This is a genomic window from Streptomyces sp. NBC_00328, from assembly GCF_036139655.1.
Classification (GTDB): Bacteria; Actinomycetota; Actinomycetes; order Streptomycetales; family Streptomycetaceae; genus Streptomyces.
In genome coordinates this window covers 1,979,113-2,004,713 of record NZ_CP108013.1, presented here as the reverse complement: position 1 = coordinate 2,004,713, position 25,601 = coordinate 1,979,113, and the positions used below count along the sequence as shown (strand labels likewise).

Here is a 25,601-nt window from a genome sequence, read left to right as displayed (position 1 = left end):
GCCGGCCGGCGAGGTGTCAGCCGTGGGCGCGGACGCGGTGGGTCAGCAGATGCGCGGAAGCTGCTCGCCGAGCGGCATGTCCACCACCCGGGTGCCGCCCAGGCCGGTGGCCGCGACCACCATGCCGGGATGGTCCGGGACGCATTGGCCGATCGCCACGGACTCCTTGCCCAGCGGGTGGGCGCGCATCGCCGCGAGCACGGCGTCGGCGTGCTCGGCCGCCACGAACGCCACCAGCTTGCCCTCGTTGGCCACGTACAGCGGGTCCAGACCGAGGAAGGCGCAGGCGTTGGCGACCGTCTCCGGGACGGGCAGGGACCGCTCGTCGAGCGCGATGCCGACCCGCGCCGCCGCGGCGATCTCGTTCAGGGAGGTGGCCAGACCGCCGCGGGTCGGATCGCGCAGCACATGCAGGTCGGGGCAGACCGCCAGCATGTCCGCGACCAGACCGGCCAGCGACGCGGTGTCGCTCTGGATCTCGACGCCGAACTCCAGTCCCTCCCGCACGCTCATGATCGCCACCCCGTGCACGCCGATCGGCCCGCTGACCAGCACCACGTCACCGGGGGCCGCGCGCTGCGGGCGGATGTCGACGCCGTCCGGGATCAGGCCGATCCCGGCGGTGTTGATGAAGATGCCGTCGCCGTGGCCCGCGTCGACGACCTTGGTGTCACCGGTCGCGACCACCACCCCGGCGGTCCGGGCCGCCTCGCCCAGCGCCTCGGCCACCCGCCCCACGACGGAGAGCTCGACGCCCTCCTCCAGGATGAACCCGCAGGAGAGGTAGGCCGGTACGGCCCCCGCCATGGCCAGGTCGTTGACCGTGCCGTTGACGGCGAGGTCCCCGATGCTGCCGCCGGGGAAGAACAGCGGCCGTACGACGAAGGAGTCGGTGGAGAAGGCGAGCCGGGCCCCGCCCAGCAGCAGATGGGCGGAGTCGCCGAGCTCGGCGAGCACGTCACTGCCGAAGGCGGGCGCGAACAGGTGCTCCACCAGTTCGGCGGAGAGCGTGCCGCCACCACCGTGCCCCATCACGATCCTGTCGTGGTCGCGCAGCGGCGCCGGGCAGGTCCAGGAGGAGAAGTCGACGGGAGCGTATGCCGAGTCAGCCAACGGAGCTCGCCTCCTTGTCCGGGGTCTCCAGCCGCCGGTAGAGGTAGTAGGCGGCACACGCGCCCTCGCTGGAGACCATGGTCGCGCCCAGCGGATTGCGCGGGGTGCACTCCTTGCCGAACGCGGCGCACTCGTGCGGCTTGATGAGGCCCTGGAGCACCTCGCCGCTGCGGCAGACGGTCGACTCCTCGGTGTCGATGCCGGTCACCGAGAAGCGGTGCTCGGCGTCGTACTCGCGGTACTTGGGCGACAGCCGCCAGCCGCTCTGCGGAATCATGCCGATCCCGCGCCAGGCCCGGTCGGTCACCTCGAAGACGTCGGAGAGCATGGCGCGGGCCGCGGGGCTTCCCTCGGCCTGCACCGCGCGCGGATAGGCGTTCTCCACGGTGTGCTGTCCCGCCTCCAGTTGGCGTACCGCGCGGCGGATGCCCTCCAGGATGTCGAGCGGTTCGAAACCGGTCACCACGATCGGCACCCGGTGGCGCTCGGCCAGTTCGGGGTACTCGCCCATGCCCATCACGGTGCAGACGTGCCCGGCGGCGAGGAACGCCTGCACCCGGCAGTCGGGCGAGTTCATGATCGCGTCGATGGCCGGGGGCACCTTGACGTGCGAGACCAGCAGGCTGAAGTTGCCGATGCCCAGCTTCTTGGCCTGATAGACGGTCATCGCGTTGGGCGGCGCCGTGGTCTCGAAGCCGATGCCGAAGAACACGACCTGCCGGTCGGGGTTCTCCTGCGCGATCTTCAGCGCGTCCAGCGGCGAGTAGACGACGCGTACGTCCGCGCCCTCGCTCTTGACCTTGAACAGGTCGCGTCCGCTGCCGGGCACCCGCAGCATGTCGCCGAAGGAGCAGAAGATCACGTCCGGGCGGGAGGCGATCTCCAGCGCCTTGTCGATGATCTCCAGCGGGGTCACACAGACCGGGCAGCCCGGCCCGTGGATCAACTCGATCTCCTCAGGGAGGAGTTGGTCGATGCCGTGGCGGATGATCGAGTGCGTCTGTCCGCCGCAGACCTCCATGATGGACCAGGGCCGGGTGGTGACCGCCCTGATGTCGTCGAAGAGCCGCTTGGCGAGGACCGGGTCGCTGAACTCGTCCAGGTACTTCATGACCGCGCCTCCTTCTCGGCGCCCTCCAGGGGCGGAAGTCCGGTTCCGGCGGGGCGTTCGGCGCCGGCGTCCCGGGCGGCCTTGCCCCAGGCGTCGCCGAACTCCTCCTCCAGCACCCCGAGGTTCTCGAAGAGTTCCAGGGTCTGCTTCGCCGATTCCTCGTCCAGTCGCTGCAACGCGAATCCCACATGGACGATGGCGTAGTCACCGACCTTCATGTCCGGCACGTACTCCAGACACACGTCCTTGACGACGCCGCCGAAGTCCACCTTGGCCATCCGCGTCGCGTCGCGTTCCTCGATCTCCAGCACTCGGCCGGGTACGGCCAGACACATGACTCGCTCCTGACTCGCTCCAGCGCTCCTGTCGCGCTAGTCCCGTGCTCGGGCGGCGACGATCAGTTGCCCGAGGGCCAGACCGCCGTCGTTGGGGGGAACCCTGTGGTGCCTCAGTACGGTGAAGCCGTCCCGTTCCAGGACGGCGCCGCAGCCCTCGGTGAGCAGGGCGTTGCAGAACACCCCGCCGCTGAGGGCCACCGTGCGGATGCCGGTCCTGACTCGTGCCACCGTGCACACCTCCAGGACCAGATCGACCACGGCCCGATGGAACCGACGGGCCACCGGCCCGGCCGTGACACCGGCCCGGACGTCCGCGACGGCGGCGGCCAGGACCGGCGCCGGATCGGCGATCAGCGGCACCTCGGGGTCCTGACGGACCGCTCTCAGCATGAACCGGTACGCGTCGTTCCGCTCGTCGTCGGCGAGCGGCCCCGCCAGGTCCGCCAGTGCCGCGTTCTCCAGCTCCATGGCCGCCTGCGCCTCGTACTCCACCCGGTGGCAGACGCCCGCGAGGGAGGACACCGCGTCGAAGAGGCGTCCCATGCTGGACGTGGGAACGCAGTTGAACCCCCGTTCCAGCTGCCGTTCCAGCAGCCGCCGTTCCTCCGGGGTGGCCGCCGCCGCGCACGGCAGCCCGTCCCGCCAGGGCAGTCCCGCGGCCCGCAGATGCGACAGCGCCATCCGGTAGGGGTTGCGTACGGCCGCGTCGCCGCCCGGCAGCGGGACATAGCCCAGATGGGCGAACCGCCGGTATCCGTCGTAGTCGGCGAGCAGCACCTCACCGCCCCACACGGCACCGTCGTCGCCGTAGCCGGTGCCGTCGAAGGCGACGCCGATCACCGGCTCCGAACCGTCCAGACCGTGCTCGGCCATCGCCGAGGCGACATGGGCGTGGTGGTGCTGCACCTGGCGCAGGGTCAGTCCGCGGGCCGCGGCGGTGCGCCGTGCCCACAGGGTGGCGCGGTAGCCGGGATGCCGGTCGGCGACGAGCAGGCGCGGCGCGACGGCGGTGAGGTCCGTCAGATGGCCGGTGGCCCGCTCGAAGGCGTTCAGGGTGGCCAGGTCGTCCATGTCCCCGACGTGCGCGGACAGCCAGGCGTAGCGGCCGTCCCCGGCGCAGAAGGTGTTCTTCAGGTCCCCGCCCACCGCCAGCGCCGGGACCACCGGCACCGGCAGCGCGATCGGGAAGGGGGCGTAGCCGCGGGACCGGCGCACCGGCAGCTCGGCTCCCGCGCACACCCGGACCACCGAGTCGTCACAGGGCACATGAACGGGCCGGTCGTGGGCGAGCCAGGCGTCGGCGAGCCCCGCCAGCCGGGTCAGCGCCTCGGCGTCGTCGGTGACGATGGGCTCGCCCGAGCGGTTCCCGCTGGTCATCACGAGGACGGCGGGACCCGGCGGATCACCGGGCAGACCGAGCAGCAGCCGGTGCACCGGCGTGTACGGGAGCATGAAGCCGAGGTCGGGGCTGCCCGGCGCGACCCCCGCCGCGATCTCCTCGCCCGCCCCCGCCCGCCGCCGCAGCAGGACCACCGGCTTGCGCGGCCCGAGCAGCAGCTCCCGCTCCTCCGGACCGGCATGGGCCAGCCGTTCGACGGTCTCCAGCGAATCCGCCAGTACCGCGAAGGGCTTGCCGCCGCGGTTCTTGCGCTTGCGCAGGGTGCGCACGGCCGAGGGATCGCCCGCGTCGCACGCCAGGTGGTAGCCGCCGATCCCCTTGACCGCGACCACGGCGCCCTCGGCCAGCAGGCGGCGGGCCTCCGCGAGCGCCTCGCCGTCGCGCAGCTCGCCCGGATCGCCCGCCCCCGTGCGCAGCGTGAGCCGGGGACCGCACGCCGGGCAGGCGATCGGCTGGGCGTGGAAGCGCCGGTCGGCCGGGTCCGCGTACTCACGGGCGCAGTCCGCGCACATCGGGAAGCCCGCCATGGTGGTGCTGTCCCGGTCGTACGGTAGCGAGGTCACGATCGTGAACCGCGGACCGCAGTGCGTGCAGGTGATGAACGGGTGCCGGTACCGCCGGTCGGCGGGGTCCGCGAGCTCGCGCAGACAGTCGTCGCAGGTCGCGGTGTCCGGGGAGACCAGGGTGCGGCCCGGCCCGCCGGAGGAGGGGCGGATGGTGAACACCGAGCCGTCGTTCTCCAGGGGCACGGCCCGGTGCTCGGCCGACTCGACGACCGCGAGCGGCGGCGGACGCGTCCCGATCCGGGCGCAGAACTCGGCCACGTCGGCGGCCGGTCCCTCCACCTCGGCCTCGACGCCCCGCGCGTTGTTGGTGACCCAGCCGGTCAGCCCGAGTTCCTGCGCGAGGGTGTAGACGAAGGGCCGGAACCCCACTCCCTGGACGACGCCCGTGACGGTGATGTGCCGGCGCTCGCGCCCCGGGGCCCGCTTCACCGCTCCTGCCCCCGGGCCCGCTCCTGCTCCCCGCCCGGCCCGGCCCCGGCCTGTCGCGCGCCGGGGTGCGGGTGGACGTCGGCACGCGGGTGTTCGTGGCCGTTCCCGTGGCTGTGCAGGTAGCGCTCGTGCTGCCGGGCAAGGACCGGTACGTGCGCCTCCTCGCCGGCCGCGCAGCGCAGGACGTGCGCGAGCAGGGCGTCGACCCCCTGGCCGGTGCGCGCCGAGGTCTCCAGGACCGGCACCCCGGGGTTGACCTGCCGGACACCCCCCAGGAACGCCTCCCGGTCGAAGCTGACGGCGTCCGCGATGTCGGTCTTGGTGACCACGACCAGGTGCGCGAGCCCGAAGGCGGTCGGGTACTTGACCGGCTTGTCCTCGCCCTCGGTCACCGAGGCGAGCGCGATACGCAGGGTCTCCCCGAGGTCGTAGGAGGCCGGACAGACGAGATTGCCGACGTTCTCGACGAACAGCAGCCGGGTGCCCTCGGGCAGCCAGCCCTCCAGCCGCCGCTGGAGCATGCCCGCCTCCAGATGGCACAGGCCGTCGGTGAGGATCTGCCGCACCGGCGCGCCGGAGCGGGCCAGCCGGGTCGCGTCGTTCTCGGTCGCCAGGTCGGCGGTGACGGCGGCGGCCGGGGTGCCGCCCGCCACGGCGCGAGCGAGCAGCTGTTCGAGCAGGGCCGTCTTGCCGCTGCCCGGACTGGACAGCAGGTTCACCGCCACCGTGCCGCGGTCACCCAGATAGCCCCTCAGCGCCAGCGCGTTCTCGTCGTTCTTGGCGAGCACGGCCTGATGCAGGTCAACGGTGCGGCACATGGCTCGCCTCCTCGTCGCGTACCGGCAGCCCGGACGGCGCGGGCCGCGGCCCGTCGTCCGCGCCCTTCCCGCCCGGGGGCCCGGCACCCTTCCCGTCCACGGTTTTCCGCGCGTCCAGGGGTTCGTCGGCCAGCGTCACCCGGACGATCTCCAGCTCCCGGCCGCTGAGCAGGGTCAGCGGCCGCCCGCACCCGGCGCACCACAGCACCGGAGGCATCCCGGTCGGCGCCTCGCGGCCGCAGCCCTCGCAGCGGCCCCGTGCCTCGACAGTCTCGATCAGCAGGCGTGCCCCCGCCAGCGCGGTGCCCTCCGTGGCGAGCCCGAACGAGAAGTCCAGCGCCTCGGGCACCACCCCCGCCAGCTCGCCGATCCGAAGGGTCAGCGACGCCACCGCGCGGCCCTGTTCCCGCACGGCCTCCTCGACCTGTTCGACGACCGCCACGGCGATCGACAGCTCATGCACGGCCCTCACCTCCCGCCGCCGACCCGTCGCCCGGCGCCGTCGCGCCCGGATGTGAGGCCCGCGCATGGCTGGTTACCCTGAGAGCACGATGACCGGGCAAGAGGTCGAGCGACGCGCTCTGCTCACCCCGGTGCTGCTCCTGTTGCTGGCCGAACGCCAAGGTCATGGCTATGAACTGGTGCAGCGCCTGGGCGCTTTCGGCTGCGGCGACGCGGATCAGGCGCATGTGTACCGGCTGCTGCGGGGCATGGAGAGCAGCGGTGAGGTCACCTCGCACTGGCGCGCCTCGGAGAGCGGCCCCGCGCGCCGTGTCTACGCGATCACCCAGCAGGGCGCCATGAACCTCGCCCTGTGGTTCGTGCGCCTGGGTGAACTGCACGGCGCCCTGCATCTCTTCCTGGAGCGGTACGTCCAGCTCGAGGACGTCGGCGGCCGCGCGGGCCGCGACGGCGGGAGTCCGCGCGCCGACGGGCGTCCGCCGGATCACGAGCGTCCGCCGGATCACGGGCGTCCGCCCGATCATGCGCGTCCGCCGGATCACATGCGCCGCATGCGCAAGTAGCGGCGGACGTCCGACAGGTTCCTCGCGACTCCGTAGGCCAGTACGAGGCCCGCGGCCAGGCCAACCCATTGCCATTCCATCCTTGCCTCCATCGGTGTCAGCTCCTCCGGGCTACGGAGGGAGCGCGGCGTACCAGGTCGAGCACCAGGTCGGCGGCGGCGTCCACGGCACCGGCCACCGGGGGAGTCAGGCCCATGCCCTCGCCCGTGTCGCGGGGTTCGCAGCCGATGACGTACACCTCCTCCGGGAGGGTGCCGCCCGCGCCGGCGTGCAGATCGTGCAGCAGGGCCAGCACACTGGCCGGGTCCATGGCGTGCGTGTCCAGCGGGCCGGGTGCGGACCGTGCCGTGGGGGGTCCGGGGCCGACGTCGATCGTGTAGAGCGTGCCCGGCGGACCTTCGCGGCTGACGAGGTCCACCAGCACGAGCGTCCGGTAGCCCTCCAGCAGCCGGTAGGCGAGGTGCACCCCGCGGATGCCGGCGTCCATCAGCTCGACGCCGGGCGGCAGTTCGGGCGTGCGGGCGGCGAGCCGTCGTACGGTCTCCACCCCGAAGCCGTCGTCCTGGAGGAACACGTTGCCGACCCCGGCGACGAGAACCCGGCCGGTCCCGTGCTCCTCGGCAGGACGGGACGCGCCGGTGCGGACGGGTCCGGTCATGTCGCCTCCTCCTCCCGCTCGTTCAGCGGTGCCACTTCGTCGGGCTTGAAGTAGAGGAAGCGGCCCTGGGCCCGGCGTACGTCGGTGCCGGGGTCGTCGTCCACGACGACGGCGAGATGCGTCTCGCCGTCGAGGTCACCGACCACGGCCTCGACCGTGGCGCGCCGGCCGCGGAGGAAGGAGTCCTGGGCGTCGGAGCGCCGGGCGCCGGGGGTGAGTCTGACCCTGCTGCCGGCCCGTACCGTCTCGCCGTCGATGACGACGGCGGCGGGCACCTCGGCGGCCCCGGCGTCCTGCTCCGGGTCCCACCAGGGATGCCCCGGGCCCCGGGGCAGACTCGGGCCGGTGTCGGGGGCGGCGGGGAGCGGCTCGCCGGCGCCGTCCTCGCCGGTGATCTCGCGCAGCCCCCGGATCGCCCCGTGCAGCCGCTCGCGGACCGCGTCCGGCATGTCGTCGACCAGGTCGATGACCCCGGCGGCCCGGGCGTCCGTGCCGCGGGCCTCCCGCTTCTCCCGGTCGGTGAGCGCGGCCGTGCGCAGCGAGAGGATCTCGTCGATCTCGGTGGCGTCGTAGAGGGGCCCCGGGCTCTCCTCGGCGACGGCGGGATGGTCCTCCAGGATGATCGGCGAGGACAGCATGACGTCGTCCGTGCCGGGCGGGCCCGCGAGCACGGGCCAGGTGCGGTCGTTGCGGCAGCTCGCGGCGGCCGGGCGGGCCCACTCCGGCGGGTCCGTCAGCGACAGGAACCGTCCCCCGGGGACGCCGAACAGCAGATGGGTTCCGATCAGGCTGTGGGCGAGCGCGGTCTCGCGGTCGGCGTCGGCGTCCTCCGGTACGACGGTGGTGTTGTGCACGCTCACCGTGAGCCGCAGCACCCGGTAGGGCCCCGGCAACTCCTCGACGCGCGGGCGCAGTTCGCCGGTCAGCCGCAGCCTGCGCCGCACGAGTCGGCCCAGCGTCCGGCCCTCGGCGTCGGCCACCGGCTCGTACTCGACGGCGTCGGGGAGGTCGAACCGTACGGCATGGAGCGATGCCTGATCGCCCGTCAGTTCCTCGAGCGACTCATGGATCAGGACGCGTTCCTCGTGCCCTTCGTCCCAGGGCACCAACACCCGGTCGGGAAGGTCGAGTTCCGGAACCTCCGTGTATCCGCCGTCGGCGTCGAGCCGTTCGACCGTGCGCCGCCGGACGTGCAGGAAGCGCAGTTCGGCGTGGAGGCGGTCGCCCTTGCGGGGCTCCAGCAGACACTCGGTGCGCTGGACGGAGTGTTCCCCGGTCGTGGCGGTCCAGGCGGGCGGCACCAGGACGCCGAACTGCCAGCGGAGCTGGTTCTTCGCGGCGGAGGCGCGGTAGGGGTAGAGGACGTATCCCTCGAACAGGACGGCGTCCGCCACCGTGCGGGCCTGCTCGAAGCGGTCCTCCAGGGGATTGCTCATCTCAGTCGGCCCCCTTCTTCGCGTCGGCGGTGGCGAGGAGTTCGTCGAAGACCCGCTCCCAGGACGGCAGGGCGCGCGCGGACCGGTAGCGGCGCAGCGCGTCCAGGACGTCCAGCCGGACGCGCAGCCAGCCCGAGTTGGGGAAGTACTCCTCGATCATGTTCCGCCACACGTCCACCGGCATCCGGTACGACGTCTCCTTGTGCCAGGGCACGGGCTCGGCCCGGAAGCCGTCGTGGCCGGTGAACACCGTGCCGGAGAAGAGGAGGAGCAGCGGGACCTCGCCGCGGGACAGCGCCCGGAAGTACGAGGCGGACGCGACCTCGGTGTCGTAGGTGCAGGGCACCGGGAGATCGACCTCCGTCGAACCGGTGAACCCCGGGACCGTGATGGAGGTGTGGGCGAACTGCAGCGGCTTGAGCGTGCTGCTCCAGCGGCTCGGCTCGCCGAACAGGTCGCCCAGCATGCCGACCTCCTCCGGCTCGTACGAACGTCCGGCGGGCTCGATACGGATCTGGCAGCGCAGCGCGACGGCGTGCACCGGCCGGTGGTCCGCCTCCTCGATACGCAGCCCGAACAGCAGCGTGGGCCCGGCTCCGTACGGTTCGGGGCGCACGCCGGTGCAGGTGAACCGGAGATCGGTCACGGGGCGCCCCCGGAGTTCTCCAGTGGCCGGGCGGCCGTCGTGATCCGTTCCAGGAACTCCGCGATGTCCGCGCGTGCCTCGGCACCGCCGTCGAAGCCCTTCCAGTGCAGCCGCATCCGGCCGACCAGTTCGTAGCAGACGTCGACCGGGACGAGGGTGCAGGTCACCGAGCCGTCCCGGCCGCGGTGCAGCAGCAGCGCCTCCACGTCGGGTTCCAGCAGCTCCGCCAGCCGGCTGCGGCCGAGCACCGAGTCCCAGGTCTGCGGATCGAGTTCGCTCTCGGTGGCGCCCGCCGGGCTCGGATAGAAGGCCGCGAGCCGGCCGAGTTCGGAGTTGCGGAAGAAGAAGGCGAGCGCGACGGGGATCTGGAGCCGGTTCCAGTCGGCCTCGTCCAGGACGAACCCGGGATCGGCGAGATACCGGTCAGGGACCGCCCGGAAGCGGCCCTGCCCCGCGCCCGGCCGGGTGAAGAGCAGATGGCAGGGCGGGCAGGAGCACTTGAGGGATCGCCGGGAGGTGTCGACGAGATGCCGGTGCTCGGCGGGCAGCGGCTCCCCGCACAGGTCGCAGCGCTCGCCCTCGGGCGGCGGCCTGCGGGTGAACTGCCTGAGGACGTCGGCGGTCATGGCCCCGCCCCCAGCAGCTCGCCGGGCAGCGCCACCCGCACCGACCCGTTCTCCTCCAGCAGCGGTACGGGATCCAGGTGGCCCCGGTCGCCCCGGCCGGCCCGGCGGACGTCGAACGCGGCGTCGCAGTCCGCGCAGCGCAGGAGTTCGCCGTCCAGGACCGCGGGCGCGAGGCCCGCGGCGCACAGGGGGCAGCGGTCGCGGTAGGCGTACAACTGGCCGGGCAGACGGACCAGCAGCAGGGCGCGGCCCGAGACCTCGGTGACCCCGGTGGCGCCGTCGTCCGCCGGCAGCGAGCGCGGGCCGAGTTCGTACCAGCGCGCCGCCTCACCAGGTTCCCCGGACGGCGCCGCCTCGCCCGGAGCGTCGTCCGGGCGGTGCGGCAGGATCTGGAGCAGTGCGGGCTGCGGGCTCTCGGCGGCCATGCCCTCGACCTCGATGTGCGCGACCTCGGGGGCGATCCGGGCGACCGCCTCCTCGATGGTCCAGCGCACGGTCTGGGTGGAGGACGGACAGCCGTCGCAGCTGCCGCGCAGCCTGAGCCGCAGCGTCGGGCCGTCGGCGGCCTCCATGTCGAGCCCGGCCACCTCGACGTCGCCCGCGTGCGAGCCGAGGTAGGGGCGGACCTTGTCCAGGGCCCGGCCCACCCGGGTCGCGGTGTCCTCGGGGTGCAGATCGTGCAGGATCAGCAGATCGCTGACCAGTTCGTCGGCGGTGAGGACGGCGAGAGGATCCGCACCCTTCGGGGCGGAGCGCAGCAGGCGTACGGTCCGGGCCAGGCCCTCGCCGTAGAACTCCACGAGACAGCGCACCAGTTCGTCCGCGACGTCGCGCGCCTCCGGTCCCGCCTGCCGCGCCAGCTCGTCGAGCAGTGCGCCTATCCGCTCACCCGTCTCCTGTCCGGCCATCGGCAGGCCCCTCTCCTGAGGAAGGTCGATCGCGAGGAAGGTCGGTCGCGATGAACGTCGGATCCCGGGAAGGTCAGCCGGCCAGTCCGCTCAGCCCCGTCGGCATGTGCGTCTGCTCGACGGTCTTCCCGCCGCCGACGTACATGTGCACGCCGCACGGCAGACACGGGTCGAAGCTTCGGACGGCCCGCATGATGTCGATGCCCTTGAAGTTCTCGGGCGGGTTCTCCTCGAAGATGGGGGTGTTCTGCACCGCGTCCTCGTACGGGCCCGGTGTGCCGTAGGAGTCGCGCACGCTGCCGTTCCACGGAGTCGGCGGGTACGGGTGGTAGTTGGCGATCTTGCCGTCCCTGATCACCATGTGGTGGGAGAGCACACCCCGGACCGCCTCGGTGAAGCCGCAGCCGATCGACTCGTCCGGCACGTCGAACTTCTCCCAGGTCTGGGTGCGTCCGGCGCGCACCTCCTCCATCGCCTGCTCGGCGAAGTGGAGGGCGGCCGCGGCGGCGTAGGCCTGGAAGTAGGTGCGGGCCCGGTTGCGTTCGAGGGCGTTGCTCCACTGCGGGATCTTCCACTCCAGCGCCATCTCCGGCTTGGTCATCGTGCGCGGCAGGTTGATCTGCACGCTGTGCCCGGTGGCCTTGATGTATCCGATGTCGACGAGTCCGGACAGCGCCGTGGACCACAGCCGGGCGATCGGGCCGCCTCCGGTGTCCAGGGCCAGATGGTCGGTGCCGTCGAACCAGCGCGGCGACATGACCCAGCTGTACTTGTCGTCGAAGTCCCGCTTCTGCGGGGCCGGGATGGTGTGCTGGTTCCACGGGTGCCGTTCGTCGATCGGGTTCCCGAGCGGGTCCTGTTCGACGAACTTCTCCATGCCCGACCAGTCCTCGTAGTACGAGCTGCCGAGCAGGATGCGGATGCCGAGGTTGATGTCGACGAGGCTGTTGGTGACCAGCTTGCCGTCCACGATGACACCCGGGGTGACGAACATCCGCCGGCCCCAGTTCTCCATGTTGGCGTACTGGAAGTCGCAGTACTCCGGGTCGTTCAGCGCGCCCCAGCACCCCAGCAGCACCCGGCGCCTGCCCACTTCCTCGTAGCCGGGCAGTGCCTCGTAGAAGAAGTCGAAGAGGTCGTCGTGGAGCGGGACGACCCGCTTCATGAACTCCACGTAGCGGGTGAGCCGGGTCAGGTAGTCGGTGAAGAGCTGGATGGTCGCGACGGTGCCGACCCCGCCCGGGTAGAGCGTGGAGGGGTGCACATGACGGCCCTCCATCAGACAGAACATCTCCCGTGTGTAGCGGCTCACCTGGAGCGCCTCACGGTAGAACTCGCCCTCCAGCGGGTTGAGCGAGCGCATGATGTCGGCGATGGTGCGGTAGCCGTGGTCGGCCGCGTGCGGGGCCTCGGTGCGCTCGGCGAGTTCGAGCACGCCGGGGTTGGTCTCGTGGACCATCCGCTCGCAGTAGTCCACGCCGACCAGGTTCTCCTGGAAGATGTTGTGGTCGAACATGTACTCCGCGGCCTCGCCGAGGTTGATGATCCACTCGCCGAGGTGCGGGGGTGCCACGCCGTACGCCATGTTCTGGGCGTAGACCGAGCACGTGGCGTGGTTGTCGCCGCAGATTCCGCAGATCCGGCTGGTGATGAAGTGCGCGTCGCGCGGGTCCTTGCCGCGCATGAACACGCTGTACCCGCGGAAGACGGACGAGGTGCTGTAGCACTCCGCGACCCGCTTCGCCTTGAAGTCGATCTTGGTGTGGATACCGAGACTGCCCACGATGCGGGTGATCGGGTCCCACGACATCTCCGTGAGGCCGTCACCGGCCGGCTTGTTCGTCGCCGTCGCCATGGTGCCGCGCCACCTTCCTGTCGAGTGTCCTGCTCAGCGGGTAACCGTGGTCACCACGGGGCCTTGTAGCCGGTCGTGAGCTCCTCGCTCCTGCCGCGCCACTTCGGTTCCTTGTCGACGGTCTTCGCGGTGATGTTCCGCAGTCGTCGGATGACGGATCCGTAGATCCCGCTCGCCGTCGCGGACACATGCCCGCCCGGCGGCTCGTCCATGAACGGCATGAACTTGTCGGGGAAGCCCGGCATCGTGCAGGCGATGCAGATCCCGCCGACGTTCGGGCAGCCGCCCACGCCGTTGATCCAGCCACGCTTGGGCACGTTGCACTTGACCACCGGGCCCCAGCAGCCGAGCTTGACCAGGCACTCCGGCGATCCGTACTCGCTCGCGAACTGCCCCTGCTCGTAGTAGCCGGCGCGGTCGCAGCCCTCGTGCACCGTGGCGCCGAACAGCCAGGTCGGCCGCAGCTCCTCGTCCAGCGGGATCATGGGCGCCGCGCCCGCCGCCTGGTACAGCAGGTAGAGCAGCGTCTCGGAGGCGTTGTCCGGGTGTACGGGGCAGCCCGGGATGCAGACGATCGGAATGCCCGCCTTGGACTTCCACTCCCAGCCCAGATAGTCCGGCACTCCCATGGCGCCGGTCGGGTTGCCCGCCATCGCGTGGATACCGCCGTACGTCGCACAGGTCCCGATGGCGACGACGGCGAGCGCCTTGGGGGTGAGCCGGTCCAGCCACTCACTGGTGGTGATCGGCTGACCCGTCTCCGGATCGTCCCCGAAGCCGCACCAGTAGCCCTCGGGCTTGACCCGCTCGTTCGGGATGGACCCCTCGACGACCAGCACGAAGGGCTCCAGCTCGCCCCGGTCGGCCTTGAAGAACCATTCCACGAAATTGTCGGCGCCCTCCACGGGCCCGCACTCGAAGTCGATCAGGGGCCAGTGCACCGCCACCTTGGGCAGTCCCGGCAGGGCACCGAGCGCCAGTTCCTCGATGCTCGGCTGGGTCGCGGCGGTCAGCGAGACCGAATCCCCGTCGCAGCTCAGCCCGGCGTTGATCCAGAGAATGTGGACGGTCGGGTCCTCCTGCGCGTCGTCCTGCGCGGCCGGGCCCGCCGTCGTCGCGGTCGGGGCGTTCATGAGCCCTCCTGGAGTCAGCTCATTCAGGTCATAACTGGCCAAACAGCCTCTCCCATGGTTACCGCCCGGGAGCGTCGGCGGTAAGTGCGAACGGGCCCTATCGCCGCCGCGCACCCTCATGGGCCTGGGCCTGTGCGTGGCCTGTGCGTGGGTGTGCGTCGGCGCCGCCGGGATGGCGCGAAATGTTTGCAAAATTGCTGGGTATTTTGTTAACAATCTTGTAGCGTGCGTGACGCCTTGGGCCCGAGGTGTCAGTGGATCACTCGGTACGCAACAAGACTCGGTACACAACAAGAGGAGACCCCATGCAGTGGCTCTCGGAGTCCTCCGATCGAGCAGCCTCCGCCCGTCCGGCGGGTGAACGGGCACAGCGCGCCCCCGGCCGCGGGCGCCGGGTGAGGGGCATGGCGATAGCGGGCTCCCTCGCCCTGACGGCGCTCGCGGTGCCCTCGTCCGCGGTCGCGGCCCAGGGCCCGTCCGCGTCGCACGCTCATGTCGTGGACCCGGAGGACGCCGCCCTGACCTTCGACGCCGGCGCCTACACGACGCTCACCGTCACGGTCGACGGCCAACCGGTCAAGGTTCGCTCCTACAAGGAACTCTGCTACGTCGCCGCCCCGGTCGCCGCGGCCGCGCAGCAGTCCGGCATGTCCGGTACCACCACGATCAGCAACACCCGCTGCGGCTACCAGAGCATGAACGTCTTCGTGCCCGAGAGCGCCTTCGACGACCAGCGTGCGCCGGTGTACTTCGCGGTGAACAACGCGGGCTGGATGGCCAGTTACATCAAAGCGAGCGTCACCGACGGCTCGTCCTACAACAGCGCGACGAGCAACGTCGGAGCGGCGCTGAAGGCCGGCTTCGTCTTCGTGGACGTGGCCAACCGCAGCCGTGGGCTGATCGGCGCCGACGGCTCCTCGCCGGGCAAGGCCCCCGCCGCGGTGGTCGACGCCAAGGCCGCGGTCCGCTACCTCCGCCTCAACGACGCCACCATGCCCGGCAGCGCGGAGCGGATCGTCGTCAACGGCACCAGCGGCGGCGGTGCGCTCTCCTCGATCCTGGGCGCCTCGGGCAACAGCGCCGAGTACGACTCCTACCTCGCCGCGATCGGCGCGGCGGGCGTCGGCTCCAACGGCCGCAGCACCCTGCGCGACGACGTGTTCGCAGTCGACGCGTACTGCCCGATCACCGACCTCGGCAACGCCGACGCTGCCTACGAATGGCTCTACAACGTCCTCGGCACCCGTGACGCGACCGGCTCGAACGCCACGCCCGGGGACGCCGCCGAGATCGCGGCACAGTTCCCGGCGTACGAGAAGAGCCTCGGGCTCCGCAACCCGGACGGATCCAAGCTCACCGCCGACGCCATGCTGGACACCATCAAGAAGGAGGTCGTCCGCTCCGCCGAGACCTACATGAAGGCCGACCCGGCCAACGCCGTGCCCGCGCTCGGCGCCACCTTCGACATCACCTCCGGCGGGCCCGGCGGGTCCACCACGAAGTCGTACGTGAACGACTGGATCGACGTCGACAACGCGGCGGACAAGGTGCTGTCGGTCGACATGGCGAAGTACCTGAAGTTCGTGGCCACCCAGGCCACGTTGAAGACGACGCCCGCCTTCGACGCCGTGGGCGTGCACGGGAGCACCATCAGCCGGACGGAGACCAACCTCTTCGGCCCGTACACCCAGACGTACATGAACTACACCGAGTGGAGCTGGAACCACAACGACGTCGCCGGTGACGGCAGCGGCCTCGACGACACCGGGCTGACCTGGGACCAGTACACCAGGGAGAAGAGCACGGACCTCGACGACCAGATCCACCTGATCGACCCGATGGACTTCGTCGGCACGAGCGCCGACACCGCGCCCAACTGGTACGTGCGCAACGGCACGCGCGACCGGGACACCGCGTTCATCATCTCGATCAACCTGGACCGGGCGCTGGAGGCGGACAAGCAGGTCAAGAACGTCGACTACCGGCTCGCCTGGAACCAGCCGCACGCAGGCAACTACGACGTGCCGGAGGCCATGGCCTGGATCGCCGACGTGGTCAGGAAGGCCGGCGACCCGCTCGCCACTCCTCACCACGGCTCCGCCGGACGCTAGCGCCGTGGCGGGCGACGTCCGCCCGGCGGTGCCGGGCATCGCCCGCCACGGCGCCGGCCGCACCGCGTGAGCGATCGCCGAGCGCGGGGTCCCGTCCTGGCGGGCGGGGCCCCGCACCGGACGGAGCCGCCGTTCCCGCGTGCCCCTACTCGGGCACGGAGCCGTCGGCTTCCCTCCGCTCGCTGTCCGTCGGGCCCGAGGTCATCGGCTGCGTCCGGATCACCATGTAGCCCTCTCCCTTCCCGGGAGGCCGTGTCCAGGAGCGGGTGGTGAACGTGTGCAGCCGCCCTCGCACGATCGCGTGACGCGGCAGACGGACGCCGAACTCCGCGGCCACCGCTTCGAGCAGCGGCCGTTCCGCCTCGGCGCTGTCCTCCACGGCACCGAAGAACCGGTCCGGGTCGAGCGCCTCCGGTATCTCCCCGCTCCGTCGGACCTCTCCGTCCGTGTACGTGAAGGCGTATTCCTCGGCACCGCCCCGCGCCACCGAGAGATGGAAGAACGGCTCGCCGTGCCCCGTCCTCAGGCCGCTCCACACCACCACCGAGCGGGTGCCCGTACTGGCGCCCGGGGCGGGGGAGACGAAGCGCTGCCGGCCGAACGGGGCCGGAACTCCGTCGAAGGCGAAGCTCCAGCCGCTGCCGGCCCGCCCGACGGCCATGAGGGCCCTGTCGTCGTAGGAGGAGAACTCCCGCTTGCCCCGCAGCGCTCTGCCGCGCGCCTCCCAGAGGGTCAAGGGTTCGGTCAGCCCGGTGCCGTCCCCGCCCCCGGTGCCGTTCCCGTCCCCGCCTCTGGCGCCGGCCCCGTTCCCGTCCCCGTTCCCGTCCGCGTCCGCCAGGCGCCCGGGCAGCTCCTGTGGCTCCACTCCTTCCACCAGGACGAACCGGTACGACGTGCGGTTGTTGCCCCTGTCCGGCTCCGCGAGCCACGCGAGGCCGCCCGGGTCGAGCCCGGGTGTCGGACGCGGTGCCTCACCGGTCTGCCCGCCCCTCGGCGTGGACAGCAGTTCCTGGCCCCGCTCCGGGGTCAGCAGTGGCCCGAGCACGGGGTCGGCCACCCACCCCAGCGGCGCCAGGTGGTCGGGCCCCAGCGGCTCCCACAGCGGCACGGCGTTCATCAGCGTCCGCCACGCCTCGTCGCCGTCTCCCCAGCGCGCCAGCTCCCGCGCCCGCTCGACGGCCTCCCCGAACGGCCCGGCCGGCGCGTACCGGTAGGTGCCGTTCCGTACCTGCTCCAGCGTCGCGTGGGCAAGGGACTCCAGGTCGTCGTCGGCGCCCCGAAGGCGGAACTTCAGCGTGGAGTCGTCGTGGTTCGAGTGCGCCGCGTGTTCGGCGACCAGCGGCGGCAGCAGATCGGGCGCGTACCGCGGATCCGTCACCAGGTCCTCGAAATACACCGTGGAGGTCTTCCCGAGCAGACGCCGTATCTGGTCACCCAGCCCGGCGGCCCCTGGCCTGCCGTACTCCTTGGCCTCGTCCAGCATCTCCACGGCCCGCTGCCAGCCGCCGAGGAGAGCCTCCCGGCGGGCCTCCTCCACCCGGGAGTCCTGCTCGCACGTCGTGTCGTTGACGAACGCCGGCTCGCCCTCGCCCCGTCGTGCCCGCAGGTTGTGGAACTCCCGGTGCATCTCCCGCATGAACTCCAGGAAGTTCGCGTGCCGCTCGGGTGGCTCGGCCCGCCAGCCCGCCCATGTGTACACGGCCCACTCGCCGTTCTCGTCCACGTCCTCGGGATCCATGAGGACGTAGGTGGCGTCGGACTCCACGTCGAGCTGCAGCCCTCGCCGCCAGATGTCCACCTCTCGCCGCTCCTCGGGCCCGGCGTCCTCGTCCAGATACTCCTCGAGCGAGTCCCCGAGGCCCGACGCGTCGTTGTGCCAGCTCGCGTCCTGGGTCCCCGCCAGCAGCCACACGAATCCACCCGCGTGCCGCCACCCGTCGCTGACCTGGAGGAACTCCCGGTACGAAGGGGGCATCCGCCGGCCCAGGCGTGCCTCCATGGCGGCGATGCGCTCCTCGGACGCGGGCGGGAACCCCAGCCACCGTGCCTGCCGGGCGGCCTCGTCGTCCTCGCCCCGCGACTCGTCGTCGGGCAGGGAATCCGCCCACTCCCGGCTGCACTTGAGCAGGAAGGAACGCCAGTCGAATGCCGTGGATTCGCTCATGGACACGATGCTGCCACCCGCCACTGACAACGCTCCGCCCCTCACGGCCGAGCGGCCGCGGAGAACCGGCGGGCCCCGGGCCGACATGGGCGGTGAGCCTTCGGTCACCACCATTGCCGACCGCATCGCACCTCGCTATGTTAATCGAAAATCACATCTGCGTGACATGGTTCATCGCGCATTGATCATGCAACTGGCAAGGCTGTCACGGCACTTGGAACTGTCTGGCCCTTCAGGGAAGCAGGTAAGTCAATGGAGAACCTCAGCAGGCGGAAGGCTCTGTCGCTCGGTGTCGCACTCGGCCTCGTGGGCGTGACGAGCCCGGCCCAGGCGTGGGCGTCGACGGGCTCGGCGACCGGAGCCGCCGCGGCGACCGGTCCCGAGTGGATCTGGGACAGCGCGGCGGACCCTCTGATGGCCTCGATGCTCGACAACGGGCACGTGCCGGCGATCAACTCGGCATGGGCGTCATGGGTGAACAACGACGACCCGCTGCCCAGCGGTGTGCCGGCCGAATTCGCGGCCTATCTTCGGCAGGTCAACGTACTGCCCTCCTGGGCCGACCCCGCCAAGCTGGCCCGTGCCGCCGACTTCAACCGGCGCAGGGACACGTACCTGTTCATGCTGTACGGCCTCGGCAGCGGAATCATGAGCACCGTGATCCCGCGCGAGGCGAAGAGCGTCTACTGGTCCGCCGGCGGCGCCAACATGCAGGACCGCGCCGCCAAGACGTTCACGTTCGGCTACGACCTGTCCCAGCTGGGAGCCTTCGAGCCGACGGGACAGTTCGTCGTCACCGCCAACAAGACACGCGTGGTGCACGCGGCGGTGCGTCACCTGCTGCCGCAGTCGCCGCACTGGAGGGCGGTCACCGACGAGACCACTCCGATCAGCGCCGCCGACATCCTGGTCACCTTCCACAGTCTGGGCACCTACGTGCACCGGAAGCTGCTCGACTGGAAGATCCCGTTCCCGGCCGCGGACCAGGAGGCGTTCCTGCACTCGTGGCAGGTCGCCGTCCACCTGCTCGGTGTGCCGGACGAGCACATCCCCCAGACATGGGCCGCCGCCGAGAAGCAGTCCGCGCAGGTGCTCACCCCGATCCTCACCCCGACGACCGAGGGCATCGCCCTGGCCGAGGACCTCCTCGGCCTGACCGCGCAGGTCGACCTCGGCGTCACGCGCGGGTTCCTGAACGAGTTCGTGCGGTACGTCCTCAGCGACGAGGTCGGCGACTGGCTGGGCCTGGCGCGCGACTACGCGTCGGCGGCCCTGATCCGCACCGCGTGGCCGGCGTACGTCCTGTTCCGTGAGGGCCTGTCGCCCATCATGCCCGGCAGCTTCTACGTGTTCGACCAGTTCATACGCGCCCTGGCGATGCTGTTCCTCAACAAGGGCGCCTCCGGGAGCACCACCCCCATCACGATCCCCACCGCGAACAGGGCGGCCTGAGCCGTCGATCGGGTACCGCCCGGTACCCGCCCCGCGGCAGACGCCCCACGGGGCGGGTACCGGGGGCGCACTCGCAGGAGGAGACCGTTCAGAGGCCCAGAGCCCCCACGACCAGAGCGGTGACGGCCTCACGATGGGCGGGGCCGTCCTGCCACCGCAGTCTGCGTCCCGCCTCGACCACCACGCCGAACCCCGCGTGCACCAGTACCCGGGCCTGGCGCGGATCGAGCTCCGGACGGGCCAGCCGCAACTGCTGCTCCCAGACGGCGATGTGCTCCCGCTGCGCGAGGACCAGGGGCCGCCGCAGGTCCGTCGGCAAGCCGGCGAGCTCCGCCTCGGCGACGCTGTTGAGCTCCGTGCACTCGAAGCTGTAGGCCACATACGTCGAGGCCAGCGCCACGACTGCCTCGTGCGGGCCGGTCACCTCGTGCAGACTCCGCTCCACTCCCTGGGCCAGCAGTCCGGCCGCCTGGAGGCAGGCGGCCGCGAGAATGTCGATCTTGCCGGGGTAATGGCGGTAGAGCGCGGACGGGGTCAGTCCCACCGCCTCGGCGATCTGTCCGTTCGTGACGTTGGCGAACCCGTCCCGGGCGAACAGCGGGACGGAGGCCGCGAGTATCTCCGCGCGTCGCGTGCGCGGCACCGGCCGGGCGGGCAGCTCGACGGGGCGCGCCCCGGCCGGGCCCGCCGCCGGATCCGTCGCGGCCACGCGCAGCGCGGACGCCAGCAGCAGGTCCTCGGCCCGGCGCCCGGCGATGGAGGTGTGATGCATCGTGATGGACCCGATCGCACCGAGGGCCGCCATGGCCCGCAGGCGCCGGTCGGACAGGGGGTGTTCGCGCTGCACGGCCTCCTCGACCCGCTCGACCAGGCGACCGAACTTCACCGCGAGACGTCGGCGGTCCTCGCGGTCGAGGTACCGGGCCTCCCATCGGTACACGCCGCCCGACGCGCGATGAACGACGGTGATCCGGGTGACGGCGGTGAGTACCTCCGTCAAGGACGCCTCGGCCGGCACCTCGTCGAGCGCGGCGACCAGTCCGTCCACCATGACGTGGGCGCACGCGGCGAACAGCGCGTACTTGTTGGGGAAGTGCCGGTACAGAGCGGCCGCCGTGATGCCCACGCCGGCGGCGACCTCCTCCATCGACGCGTTGTGGTAGCCACGCTCGCTGAAGACCCGCCCGGCCGCGTCGAGGATGAGCTGCTTGCGGTTGCGGGGCCGGGTCGCCGCGGCCGGTCTCGCGGTCGCTGCCGAACGGGCGGACGAGGAGGCGGGAGCCATGCGGATCAGTGAATCACACGCCGTCACAAGGCCCGGCCCCCTCGTCGGGCACCGCCGTCCCCGAGCTGGATCGGTGCCGTCGTCGCGGCCACCGGAGAAGTTCCGGTCCCGCGCGGCGCGGCAGTAGGCGGGGTGGTTCCCCCGCGCACTGCTCGCCGGCGCCCGCAGCCGGCGAGGGTGAGGCGTCCGCGTCCCGGACGGTGAACGGGATGCCCGGTGCCTCGGCGATCGCGGCACGGACGCGTCTCACGAGGCATCTCCGGCTCCCGGGCCCCCGCGCGGGTCCCCGGACGGCGCCTCGGGGGCGCGCTCGAGGAAGAAGTAGAAGAAGGGGCCCTCGGCGGGGACTCCCTTGACGTTCATGATCCCCATCAGGGTGGTGTCGTCCACCTGCTTGAAGTGGTCGAGGACCGGCTGGCCGTCGTAGATCATCGTGGCCGTCGGCTCGCCGCGGAACTCGACGGTCCACAGGCCGGCCTCGCCCTTGCCGAGCTCGCGGTTCGAGTACAGGGCGCCCGTGGCGTCACGGCAGATCAGCGGTTGGGCGTCGTACACGGAGTTGAACGTCTTGCCGTACCAACCGGCCTTCTCCAAGGCGCCGTTGAGGGGGTGGCCGGTGCGGAACTCGCCGCCCTTCCACGCGCCGAGTATCTCCTCGGGGCGGACGGTGGCCAACGCCGCCCAGATCTCGTCGAGTTCGGCGGGGTCGACCATGCCGTCCCGCTTCCGGAGTTCACGGAACCGGGCGCGGGCCTCGATCACGTCCATGCGGGTGTCCTCTCGTCGGGGCGGGCACCGTGGAAGGGGAACGTCGGGACGGTGGCCCGCCGCGTCACCCCGAGGTGCGTGGTGCGGACCGCCGGGAGACGGAGGTCCGGACAGCGGAGAAGCGCCGGGGGAACGGCAGCGGAGAGTCGCCGGTGACCGTGCCGGGGTGGCCCACGGTGCCGAGGCTCAGCAGCACGTGGCGTTCGGCGACCTCCTCCGCGGTGAGCGGGCCGTCGTCACGGAACCAGTTGGCGACCCCCTGGCACATGACGAGCACCGAACGGACCGCGTCCGCCGGGATCGGCGTGGTGAACACGCCCTGGGCGCGGCCCGCCTCGACCGTGTCCAGCAGCATGTGCTCGAGATAGTCGCGCAGGGCGACGTAGCGCGCCCGGTTCGAGGGCTCCAGACTGCGGATCTCCGTGTCCAGGAAGGCCAGTTGCCGACGGTGGGCCATAGAGAGAACGATCGACTCGACCATGCCGCAGAACCGCTCCAGCGGATCGTCCCCGGCCTCCCCGGCAGCGGCCCGGCAGCGGTCCAGGACGTCCTTGACGGACGTCTCCAGCAGGGTGGCGAGCAGGGCCTGCTTGTTCTCGTAGTGGTAGTACAGCGCGGGCACGGTGACTCCGACCCGGCCGGCGATGTCGCGGACCGAAGTGCCGTGGTACCCGTGCTCGTTGAAGGCTTCCATGGCGTGCGTCAGGATCGGGTGCAGTCCGAGCGGTCCGTACGAGCGCCAGTGCTCCGCCGGGGGCGTGGTGTCCTGGCTCGGCGCGGTGTTCAACGACTCTCCTCGGGACAGGCGGCGATCGGCGGCATCGTACGGCCGTGCGTCCGGTACGCGTTCTTCGGCCGCTTAGCGATCGATCAGGGAAATCCGGCATCCGGCGTCCGACGTGATGTCCCTTCCCCGGTGTGGATCCCCAAAAACTATTGCTGCACGCAGAGTTGACCGCCCGGTTCGGCACTCCTACGTTCTTTAGCGAACGATCGGTAAGCCGCCGGTCGACGGCAGTGAGTTCGTCCTGTGCCGAGATAAGGAACCCGGACGTTTCCCTTCCGGCCCGCAAGGAGGCCCCGATGACATCGGCACCCCGCACCACCGGCGACCTGCCCGACGACCCGGCCGACCGGACCCTGCCGCAGCTGCTGGTCCGCAACGCGGGGGACCACCCCCGACTCCCGGGTCTGTCCTGGCAGTCGGCGGCCCCGGACGGTGAGTGGACGACACTGAGCTGGGCGGAGATCCACGAGCACACCCGCAGCCTCGCCGCCGGCTACCGGGCCCTCGGCGTCGGCCGCGGCGACCATGTGCTGATGATGATGGCCAACCGGCCCGAACACTGGCTGTCGGACCTGGCGTTGGTCCGCCTAGGCGCGGTCCCGGTCAGTGTCTACGGCACCGCGGCCCCGGAACAGATCACCCACATCGCCCGTAACTGCCGGGCCCGCCTCGCCGTGGTGGAGGGGGCGGCCCAGGTGGCGGTGTGGGAGCCGTTGCTGGCCGACGCCGGAACCCCGCTGGAGCGTCTCGTGGTGGTCGAGCCGGACGCGCAGGAGGGCCACTTCCCGTACGAGGCCCTGCTCCGCGAACCGGTGCCGGAGCAGTTCGCCAAGGAGCTGGACACCGCCCGCCCCGAGGACCCGCTGACCGTCGTCTACACCTCGGGCACCACCGGCGAGCCCAAGGGCGTCGTCCTGACCCACCGCCAGGTGATGTCCAACGCCCTGGCGCTGGACGCCGTGGTGGAGCTGCCCCCGCACGTCGACCACATCTGCTACCTGCCCTTCGCCCACATCGCCGAGCGGATGCTGGGCATCTATCTGCCCTGCCACCGCGCCTCGCACGTACGTCTCTGCGCCGATCCGGCGCGCGTCGGCGAGGTGGTCCGCGAGGTGCGCCCCGCGCAGTTCTTCGGCGTGCCGAGAATCTGGGAGAAACTGTCCGCCGCCGTACGGGCCGTCCTCTCGCTGATGCCCGCCGAGCAGCGGGCGGCCATCGACCGGGCCTTCGAGATCGCCCGCGAGCACGTCGCGTACCGCGAGCGAGGCGAGACACCGCCCGCCGGGCTCGAGGAGCGCTATCTCCGTGCCCGCGAGGACGTGCTGCTGCCCATGCTGGCCGCGGGCGGTCTGGACCGGGTGACCTGGTCGGCCAGCGCCTCGGCGCCGATGCCGCTGGACGTGGTGCGGTTCTGGGCCGGTTTCGGCATCGTGATCATGGACGCCTGGGGGCTGACCGAGACCACGGGCGTGGCCACCGCGAACAGCCCGAAGACCGGCTTCCGGCTCGGCTCGGTGGGACGCCCGGTCGAGTCCGTGGAGATCCGCGTCGCCGAGGACGGCGAGATCCTGGTGCGGGGCTCGACCGTCTTCTCCGGCTACCTCCGTCCGGACGGCTCGGCGCGGTCCGCTCTGGACGCCGACGGCTGGCTGGCCACCGGCGACATCGGCCGGATCGACGAGGACGGTTACCTCTGGCTCACCGACCGGAAGAAGGAGATGATCATCACCTCCACCGGCAAGAACGTCTCGCCGGCCCTGGTGGAGAACGCGCTCAAGGAACACCCGCTGATCGGCCAGGCGATGGTGCACGGGGACAACCGCTCCTACCTGGTAGCCCTTTTGGTGCTCGACGCGGAAGCCGCCCCCGCCTGGGCCGCGGCCAACGGCGTCGAGGCGCAGGGGGGACCGGCCGGGCTGGCGGAACACCCCGCCGTCCGGGCGGAGCTGGACCGCGCGGTGGCCGCCGCCAACACCCGCCTCAACCGCACCGAGCAGGTCAAGCGCTACGCGTTGCTGTCGCAGGAGTGGGGTCCGGCGACCGGCGAGCTGACACCGTCACTGAAGATGCGGCGCCGGGTCATCCGGGACAAGTACACCGACGAGCTGTCCGGGCTCTACGAGGACTGACCTCGGCCACGTTCCCTCCGTACCCCCGCCCCCGTACAGCCCACTGCTTCCCGTGCACCGGGCCGGCCGCCCACCCTCGCCTCGGGGTGGGCGGCCGGCCGCTTTCCCGCCTCTGTGAGTTACAAAGACATGTGGGACGTATCAGAGACTCTCGGGGAATCCTCTGCCGGTATCGTGTGGAGCACCATGAGAGCTGACACGAACGACTCGTGGCTCGCCCGGGCCCTCGCCCAGCCGGAGCCGGAGGACCGTACGGAGCGCCGGATCCTCGACGCGGCCCTGGAACAGTTCACCCTCCTGGGGCTGCGCCGCTCCTCCGTGGACGACGTGGCCAAGCGGGCCGGCGTCTCCCGGGTCACCGTCTACCGGCGCTTCCGGACCAAGGACAAGCTGGTCGAGGACACCCTGCTGCGCGAGCTCAGCCGGTTCTTCCAGCGGCTGGACTCGGCGGTGGCGGCGCTGCCGACCATGAAGGAGCGGGTCGTCGAGGGCTTCGTGGTCGCGCTGCGCCACACCCGCGCCCATCCGCTCTTCGGCGGCCTGCTGCGCCTCGAACCCGAGGTGGTGCTGCCCTATCTGACGGTGCAGGGCAGTTCCTCGCTCTCCGCCACCGTCGAGTATCTGACGGTCCATCTGCGCCGCGCGCAACAGGTCGAGGGGCGTCCCGACGACGACCCGCGTCCGGTCGCCGAGCTGATGGTCCGGGTCGCCGTGTCCTTCCTGCTCAACCCCGCCGGCTGTATCGAGATGGAGGACGAGGACCAGGCTCGGGCCTTCGCCCGCCGCTATCTGGCCCCGCTGCTGGACGCCTGACCGGCCCCCGGACCGGACGGGCCTGCGAGCG

General features: G+C 71.5%; 23 protein-coding genes. 5 read left to right on the top strand and 18 right to left on the bottom strand.

Features of this window, described 5'->3' with window-relative positions; all coding sequences use genetic code 11:
- Positions 1-42: 42 nt before the first annotated feature.
- The 6 genes from hypE to OG485_RS08610 all read right to left on the bottom strand — a co-directional run bounded on the left by hypE (position 43) and on the right by OG485_RS08610 (position 6,237).
- A complete protein-coding gene (gene hypE / locus OG485_RS08635) occupies positions 43-1,032 on the bottom strand; it encodes a hydrogenase expression/formation protein HypE (protein ID WP_328674283.1) in 990 nt (329 codons plus the stop codon).
- A gap of 73 nt (positions 1,033-1,105) precedes the next feature.
- The gene (gene hypD, locus OG485_RS08630; protein ID WP_328665526.1) at positions 1,106-2,224 is read right to left on the bottom strand and encodes a hydrogenase formation protein HypD; all 1,119 of its coding nucleotides are present in this window, start codon (positions 2,222-2,224) and stop codon (positions 1,106-1,108) included.
- Positions 2,221-2,559 (bottom strand): HypC/HybG/HupF family hydrogenase formation chaperone, encoded by a 339-nt coding sequence (locus OG485_RS08625; protein ID WP_328455029.1) that lies wholly within the window; start codon positions 2,557-2,559, stop codon positions 2,221-2,223. Before OG485_RS08625 ends, hypD begins: the two co-directional genes overlap by 4 nt.
- A gap of 36 nt (positions 2,560-2,595) precedes the next feature.
- Entirely contained in the window at positions 2,596-4,956 is a 2,361-nt protein-coding gene (gene hypF / locus OG485_RS08620) for a carbamoyltransferase HypF (RefSeq protein ID WP_328665521.1), read from the bottom strand.
- The gene (gene hypB, locus OG485_RS08615) at positions 4,953-5,774 is read right to left on the bottom strand and encodes a hydrogenase nickel incorporation protein HypB (protein ID WP_328665519.1); all 822 of its coding nucleotides are present in this window, start codon (positions 5,772-5,774) and stop codon (positions 4,953-4,955) included. Before hypB ends, hypF begins: the two co-directional genes overlap by 4 nt.
- On the bottom strand, positions 5,758-6,237 hold the full coding sequence (locus OG485_RS08610) for a hydrogenase maturation nickel metallochaperone HypA/HybF (protein ID WP_328665517.1): 480 nt from the start codon (positions 6,235-6,237) through the stop codon (positions 5,758-5,760). The genes hypB and OG485_RS08610 overlap by 17 nt, the downstream gene beginning before the upstream one ends.
- Positions 6,238-6,325: 88 nt before the next feature.
- On the opposite strand from OG485_RS08610, the gene OG485_RS08605 reads away from it, so the two are divergent.
- Positions 6,326-6,799, top strand: coding sequence for a helix-turn-helix transcriptional regulator (locus OG485_RS08605; protein ID WP_328665515.1), 474 nt, complete (start codon positions 6,326-6,328; stop codon positions 6,797-6,799).
- On the opposite strand, the gene OG485_RS43995 is transcribed toward OG485_RS08605, so the two are convergent.
- The 8 genes from OG485_RS43995 to OG485_RS08570 all read right to left on the bottom strand — a co-directional run bounded on the left by OG485_RS43995 (position 6,775) and on the right by OG485_RS08570 (position 14,061).
- Positions 6,775-6,879, bottom strand: coding sequence for a DUF6893 family small protein (locus tag OG485_RS43995; protein WP_443048906.1), 105 nt, complete (start codon positions 6,877-6,879; stop codon positions 6,775-6,777). The genes OG485_RS08605 and OG485_RS43995 overlap by 25 nt on opposite strands.
- A 17-nt stretch (positions 6,880-6,896) precedes the next feature.
- The gene (locus OG485_RS08600; protein ID WP_328665514.1) at positions 6,897-7,457 is read right to left on the bottom strand and encodes a hydrogenase maturation protease; all 561 of its coding nucleotides are present in this window, start codon (positions 7,455-7,457) and stop codon (positions 6,897-6,899) included.
- Entirely contained in the window at positions 7,454-8,893 is a 1,440-nt protein-coding gene (locus tag OG485_RS08595; RefSeq protein ID WP_328665512.1) for a hypothetical protein, read from the bottom strand. Before OG485_RS08595 ends, OG485_RS08600 begins: the two co-directional genes overlap by 4 nt.
- A 1-nt stretch (position 8,894) precedes the next feature.
- Positions 8,895-9,539 carry a DUF6084 family protein gene (locus tag OG485_RS08590; protein WP_328665510.1) on the bottom strand — a complete coding sequence of 215 codons (645 nt, stop codon included), beginning with the start codon at positions 9,537-9,539 and terminating at the stop codon, positions 8,895-8,897.
- Positions 9,536-10,165, bottom strand: coding sequence for a DUF5947 family protein (locus tag OG485_RS08585; protein ID WP_328665508.1), 630 nt, complete (start codon positions 10,163-10,165; stop codon positions 9,536-9,538). Before OG485_RS08585 ends, OG485_RS08590 begins: the two co-directional genes overlap by 4 nt.
- Positions 10,162-11,073, bottom strand: coding sequence for a NifU family protein (locus OG485_RS08580; RefSeq protein ID WP_328665506.1), 912 nt, complete (start codon positions 11,071-11,073; stop codon positions 10,162-10,164). The genes OG485_RS08585 and OG485_RS08580 overlap by 4 nt, the downstream gene beginning before the upstream one ends.
- Positions 11,074-11,146: 73 nt before the next feature.
- Positions 11,147-12,928 (bottom strand): nickel-dependent hydrogenase large subunit, encoded by a 1,782-nt coding sequence (locus OG485_RS08575; RefSeq protein WP_328665504.1) that lies wholly within the window; start codon positions 12,926-12,928, stop codon positions 11,147-11,149.
- 50 nt (positions 12,929-12,978) lie between these two features.
- Positions 12,979-14,061 carry a hydrogenase expression protein HypE gene (locus tag OG485_RS08570; protein WP_328455046.1) on the bottom strand — a complete coding sequence of 361 codons (1,083 nt, stop codon included), beginning with the start codon at positions 14,059-14,061 and terminating at the stop codon, positions 12,979-12,981.
- Positions 14,062-14,366: 305 nt separating this feature from the next.
- On the opposite strand from OG485_RS08570, the gene OG485_RS08565 reads away from it, so the two are divergent.
- Positions 14,367-16,172, top strand: coding sequence for a subtype B tannase (locus OG485_RS08565; protein WP_328665502.1), 1,806 nt, complete (start codon positions 14,367-14,369; stop codon positions 16,170-16,172).
- Positions 16,173-16,317: 145 nt separating this feature from the next.
- On the opposite strand, the gene OG485_RS08560 is transcribed toward OG485_RS08565, so the two are convergent.
- Positions 16,318-18,336, bottom strand: a complete 2,019-nt coding sequence (locus OG485_RS08560) for an SMI1/KNR4 family protein (RefSeq protein WP_328665500.1) — start codon at positions 18,334-18,336, stop codon at positions 16,318-16,320.
- A 252-nt stretch (positions 18,337-18,588) separates the two neighbouring features.
- On the opposite strand from OG485_RS08560, the gene OG485_RS08555 reads away from it, so the two are divergent.
- A complete protein-coding gene (locus OG485_RS08555; protein WP_328665499.1) occupies positions 18,589-19,788 on the top strand; it encodes an oxygenase MpaB family protein in 1,200 nt (399 codons plus the stop codon).
- An 88-nt stretch (positions 19,789-19,876) separates the two neighbouring features.
- On the opposite strand, the gene OG485_RS08550 is transcribed toward OG485_RS08555, so the two are convergent.
- The 3 genes from OG485_RS08550 to OG485_RS08540 form a co-directional block, all read right to left on the bottom strand.
- Positions 19,877-21,073 carry a TetR/AcrR family transcriptional regulator gene (locus tag OG485_RS08550; protein WP_328665497.1) on the bottom strand — a complete coding sequence of 399 codons (1,197 nt, stop codon included), beginning with the start codon at positions 21,071-21,073 and terminating at the stop codon, positions 19,877-19,879.
- Positions 21,074-21,319: 246 nt separating this feature from the next.
- Positions 21,320-21,841: a DUF4334 domain-containing protein gene (locus tag OG485_RS08545; protein WP_328665495.1), complete on the bottom strand. Its 522-nt coding sequence runs from the start codon at positions 21,839-21,841 to the stop codon at positions 21,320-21,322.
- A 64-nt stretch (positions 21,842-21,905) separates the two neighbouring features.
- Complete coding sequence (locus tag OG485_RS08540; RefSeq protein WP_328665493.1) at positions 21,906-22,628, bottom strand: TetR/AcrR family transcriptional regulator; 723 nt, start codon at positions 22,626-22,628, stop codon at positions 21,906-21,908.
- A 296-nt stretch (positions 22,629-22,924) separates the two neighbouring features.
- Here OG485_RS08540 and OG485_RS08535 point away from each other — a divergent pair, with 296 nt between their 5' ends.
- Both OG485_RS08535 and OG485_RS08530 read left to right on the top strand, forming a co-directional pair.
- Positions 22,925-24,757, top strand: a complete 1,833-nt coding sequence (locus OG485_RS08535) for an AMP-dependent synthetase/ligase (RefSeq protein ID WP_328665491.1) — start codon at positions 22,925-22,927, stop codon at positions 24,755-24,757.
- A 186-nt stretch (positions 24,758-24,943) separates the two neighbouring features.
- Positions 24,944-25,570 carry a TetR/AcrR family transcriptional regulator gene (locus OG485_RS08530; protein WP_328665489.1) on the top strand — a complete coding sequence of 209 codons (627 nt, stop codon included), beginning with the start codon at positions 24,944-24,946 and terminating at the stop codon, positions 25,568-25,570.
- The last annotated feature ends 31 nt before the right edge of the window (positions 25,571-25,601 follow it).